A 4269-nucleotide genomic window follows, 5' to 3' on the forward strand; every position below is an offset into this window, starting at 1 on the left:
ACTCACTTAACCTCAATCTCTCGAACCGCCCGGTGCGGACCCGCATGCCGGGTGGTGTGGCAGGGGCGCGATCAAATACGATCGCCCCCTATGCCGATGCCTGGAGCGGCTTTACTTCGAAACAGATGACGCGGTGTTCCGAAAAATAACTTCGCCTGTGAATTATAGTTACTTTAATGGTTTATGTTAGGAGAGTATACTCTTGGCGTAAGTGCATCCACCGTGGGTCTCAAATTACTCATTGGAGAGAAGTACAATGACTAGATTCGTGACTGCAATGTCACTTGCTCTGATCTTATCAGCGGCTCCCGCTCTTTCTGCCGCTGGCTTTTATGTCGTGCGTGCTCCGCACTCGAAGCGATGCGAAGTCGTAAACACCGCACCCAATGGAAGAACTTTGCTTCTCGTGGGCAAGCCTCATAGCACAAGAAGTGCAGCCAACCACGCAATGCATACATCGGTCAGTTGCACCCAGACAAAGAAGGGTTCGAACTCGAGGGGTTCGAGTTATTAATCTGCCTCGGCCCGGTGTGTCAGGCTCTTTTCCGCGCATCCCAACGAGAGGCTTCGCACACTGGGCTCCTCATTTGTAGAAGCACAGGCGCGACGGTGCCGTTGAAACTTCGTTCATCTCCGTGACGAGTAGAGGAGGCTATTTCTTAGCCTGCTCAAATCTCCGACTTGATGTCACCCATGCGGTTCCATGCATCGAGGCCGGCGATCTTGTAGGCTTCGGCGAGTGTCGGGTAGTTGAAAGTGTTTTCGACGAAATATTCAACCGTGCCCTTGAGGTTCAACACCGCCTGGCCGATATGGACAAGTTCGGTTGCGCCTTCGCCGACGATATGGACGCCGAGCAGGCGGCGGGTCTTCAGCGAGAAGATCATCTTCAGGAGGCCGGTATCAAGGCCCATGATGTGGCCGCGCGACGTCTCGCGGAAGCGGGCGATGCCGCATTCGTAAGGAATATGACGTTCCTTGACTTCTTCCTCGGACAGGCCGCAGGTCGAGATTTCCGGCACCGCATAGATGCCGTAGGGGAAGTATTTCGGCGGTTCCTTAGCGATGGCGCCGACGGCAACGCGGGCCGCGATTCGGCCCTGTTCCATCGAGGTCGAAGCAAGGCTCGGAAAACCGACGACGTCGCCGGCGGCAAAGATATGGGGAACGTTGGTGGCAAAGGTTTCCGGGTTGACGCTAAGGCGGCCACGATTGTCGGCCTCGAGACCAGCGGCTGCCAGATTGAGCGTATCGGTAGCCCCCATGCGGCCGGCCGCAAATAACACCATGTCCGTGACGATACGGCGACCATTGTTCAGCAACAGTTCTACCTTGCCGTCCTGACGGGTGACCTTCTCTGCCTTTTGCCCGAGCAGCAGCTTCATGTTGCGGTCGCGCAACTGGTAGGTGAAATCCTCGACGATCTCCTTGTCGATGAAGTCGAGCATCGTCGTTTTGGGATCGATCAGCGTGACCTGCGTATCGAGCGAACTGAAGATCGTCGCATATTCGATTCCGATGACGCCGGCGCCAATGACGACCATCGAGCGCGGCAGATCCTCGATCTCCAGCAACTCGTCGCTGTCGAGAACGGTCTTGCCGTCGAAGGGCATGTAATCCGGGCGGAAGGGTTTGGTGCCGACCGCAAGCAGAATGCTGGCGCCGGTGACATGGAGCACTTCGCCGTCGTCCTTGACGACCTGCATGGTCTGCGGATCGACGAAGCTCGCCTTGCCGCGAATATGGTGCACGCGATTGCGGGCGAACTGATGCTCCAGCACTTCGACTTCATGGTCGAGGGTGATTAGCAGACGGCGACGCAGATCCTCGGCGCTGATTTCCTGTTTGACGCGATAGGCCCGGCCGTAGAAGCCGCGTTCGCGCCAGCCGGAGAGGTTGAGCGCGGTTTCACGCAATGTCTTCGATGGAATTGTGCCGGTATGGACGGATACACCGCCGACGCGCTTGCCCTGCTCGATCACAAGCACCCTCTTGCCGAGTTTGGCGGCCTGAATGGCGCCTCTGCGGCCTGCGGGGCCGCTGCCCACGACTATGAGATCGAATTGGTCCATCGGGAAGCCTCGGGTGATGAATTAAGGAATCAATGTCGCAACGCAACATGCTGTCCGTCAACCGGTAGCCGCTCAATGTTACAGATTATCTAACGGGAAATGATCAGGAGCTGGAAAGGCCGAGCCAAGGCTCCAGCTTTTCAAAAGTCCGGTCCATGGCATAGGCACCGGTGAAGGAAAGCGGCAGATGTCCGTACATGATCGACATTTGACCTTCCGCAGTCGCTTCGCCGGTTTTGGCGATGGCCGCGAGATAGAGGGCTGAAGCAAGCCCGGTGCGATCAGCGCCCGCCTGGCAATGAATCAGCAATGGCTTCGGTGCATCACGCATGATTTCGACGAGCTGGGCGGCCTGGGCCTGGGTCAGTTCGCGACTGGCAGACATCTTGAAGTCGATGTGGTTGATATTCAGTTCCTTCGCCTGGGTGACTTCGTTGTCATACCAGCTGCGGCCACTGTTGTCGCCACGCAGATTGATGATGGTCTTGATGCCGTACTGCTTCTGCAGTTCGGCAATCGTCGCAGCCGACGGCTGGGAGGAACGATAAACCTGGCCCGCGATGACGGGGTGGAAATTAGTCGTCCAGAGCATGTGTGCGTAAAAGCCGCCGGCGATCAGCGCGAATGGGGAGAGCGCCAGAAGTACGCTGCGGCCGATGCGGCGCAGGCGACCAGAAAGCGATGATGATGTCTTCGACATGTGGTCTCCGCACCGCCGAACCCTGAGCGGATAAGGCGCAAACAAAACAACGGCTTCCCCGGCGGATGGGCCGATGTGGAGGCGCCGTCCTTCTGTCAGAACATCCTGACAGGTACCTGAAAACCGGAGCGTGTTACCTGAGATTAAAGATCTCGATATATCGACAACCTAGGTCATCATCAACGACAAATAATGCGCTAAACAACAGTTATTTATAATAGTATGCTAATGTATTGCCGCGTGTGGGATGGCGCAATTTGAACCAGCCGCTGGGCCTTAAAGGTAACGTAGCCGATCTTGCCGATGATAATATGGTCATGAACGGCGATGTCAAAGGGCGGGCCGTGCCGTACCCAGTCAGCGAGCTCGAAACGTGCGATCAGCGAAGCAAAGTGAAATGCCGCGAGGTTCGATCGCTGCCGCAATAGTGTTGACACTATGCGAGCGCCCATGTCGACGAGCGCTTTGCGAGCAAAGCTCGCTTGTAGGGCTCAGTGCGGGACAGGTGTCGTCGTGCAGTGACTTGTGCCCATCATTGCACTTATCTCGAGGCAACTTCACATTCCCAATCCGAGGTCTTTACCCAGCCTTCGAGTCAGTTCGTATCGCAGTGAGATTTCCTCTCTTTGAGCGCGATCGGCGATGCGGGCGACGGCTTTGATCCGCTCGATTGCGGCAGGTATCTCCGAGTCGATGCGCAGGTCGTCGTTCCAGTTTCGAGCTTCTGCGCTGCCAAACCGTCGCTCGAGAGCATTCGCGACTGCCTTCGCTTCGTTTATGGCCCGGCGCCCTTCCGGCGACGCAAGTAGCCGCGCCAGGAATTTGGATTTGTGTTCATAGGGCTGCTGATCAAGCCGCGTCAGCAGCGACTCGCTTCCCTTTGTGAGGCCGGGCACTTCAATAAGGTCGCGTTTCTCGCGGTTCCACGTTTCGGACTTGCGCTCTGCCTCCAGACGACGCTCCCAGGTTTGTGCGGATGATGCGATATGATGGCTCAGCGATTTGGCGTAGTGGCGGGCAGCGGCGCGATCCTTGCTGTCTCCCAGGCGGCTGCCCTTTCCGAGCAACTCCCCGAACTGCTCCGGCCGCTCTGCGATCGACTTCACCAACTCCGCGCGCTCGATGTTGCCGTCCACAATGGCAGCGCTGACCCTGGCGGCGACCGTCTCCGGATCAACATAGACCCGCTCTGCAACCGACCGGACCGCCTGCATCGCTCGCTCAAGATCTGGCCGCGCTCGCTCGCGGGCAACCTCGTCGAGGCTCCGAGTGTAATGCGTGATCGCCGGCACCAACGGCTCGACTTTATTCGGCGCTTCAGCATTCCGCTGTTGTCGCTCAGCCTCTCGGCCGGGCGACGGCTGAAGAGCTGCCAGAGAGCGAACGTGCTCACCTATAGTGCTGTCGTGAGCCGGAAGCCGGTCTTCAGCCCTTCCGACCGAGAGGCCAAGATCGATTTGGCGGGAGAGACCGGTTCCGTCTCCAATGTCCCGTCGC

Annotated in this window: 3 protein-coding genes; all 3 read right to left on the reverse strand. The window is 57.8% G+C overall.

What is annotated here, in order from left to right; translation table 11 throughout:
* Positions 1–668: 668 nt before the first annotated feature.
* Entirely contained in the window at positions 669–2072 is a 1404-nt protein-coding gene (gene sthA / locus PY650_RS36105) for a Si-specific NAD(P)(+) transhydrogenase (RefSeq protein ID WP_285884864.1), read from the reverse strand.
* A gap of 103 nt (positions 2073–2175) precedes the next feature.
* On the reverse strand, positions 2176–2772 hold the full coding sequence (locus PY650_RS36110) for a dual specificity protein phosphatase family protein (protein ID WP_285884866.1): 597 nt from the start codon (positions 2770–2772) through the stop codon (positions 2176–2178).
* Positions 2773–3329: 557 nt separating this feature from the next.
* A partial coding sequence (locus PY650_RS36115) for a BID domain-containing protein (protein ID WP_285884867.1) occupies positions 3330–4269 on the reverse strand: 940 nt, incomplete at its 5' end.

Origin of the sequence: Martinezella calliandrae (genome assembly GCF_030272695.1) — a bacterium.
Lineage (GTDB): Bacteria > Pseudomonadota > Alphaproteobacteria > Rhizobiales > Rhizobiaceae > Rhizobium > Rhizobium calliandrae.